Here is a 613-nt window from a genome sequence, read left to right as displayed (position 1 = left end):
CAGTTGAGGTCATGGACGAGTTCCAGCTCGGCGTGGTCTGGGTGAAGGTAGATATCGGACCAGGCCCCATCATGGTCTTCGACGTGAACGAGGCTGCCGGGCGGGATGCGACCGGCCAGATCTTGGTGGTAGACGGCTGAGTATCGTGTCGGCATGTGGCCTCCCGCATCCGCGCGGCCCGACTCCCGGCAAAGCGGGCCCTTCGCGGCGCCATAGATGGGCGCTCCCAGGCAGAACCGCCATCATGCATGAGCAGTGACTTTCAGCCAATAGCCGAAACACAGCGGGTGACGAAGCTCCGGTCAACGCCCGCACAGGGCGCCGCAGTTGGCAGAAAAACTTACACGCGCTTTACGCGACGCCTGGACTCTACGAACTCGCGAACCCTGACCTGATCCTCGGGAGACATCTCCCGGTACCCCTCGACCAGGGCGCGCACCTCACCGTCGGCGCTCCAGACGGTGTCGACTCCGTAGAACTGCGAGCCGTTCGCTTCCTGCACCTCACCGAGCGTCAGTTGCAGGCCCGCCGCCAGCGCTCGGAGTTCGGGCAGCTTCGGAGTCTTGATGTGCCCCCCGCGGGACAGGGTGTCCAGCGTCGTGCGCCCCCAAAG

The 613-nt window shown here is 64.9% G+C and carries 1 pseudogene; it reads right to left on the bottom strand.

The annotated features are described in order from the left end of the window. Positions 1-340: 340 nt before the first annotated feature. Positions 341-613, bottom strand: a pseudogene (locus RNC47_RS36165) (hypothetical protein); the annotation flags it as partial.

Origin of the sequence: Streptomyces millisiae, assembly GCF_031845425.1 — a bacterium.
GTDB classification, from domain to species: Bacteria; Actinomycetota; Actinomycetes; order Streptomycetales; family Streptomycetaceae; genus Streptomyces; species Streptomyces millisiae.
This window is presented reverse-complemented; position numbering and strand designations above follow the sequence as displayed.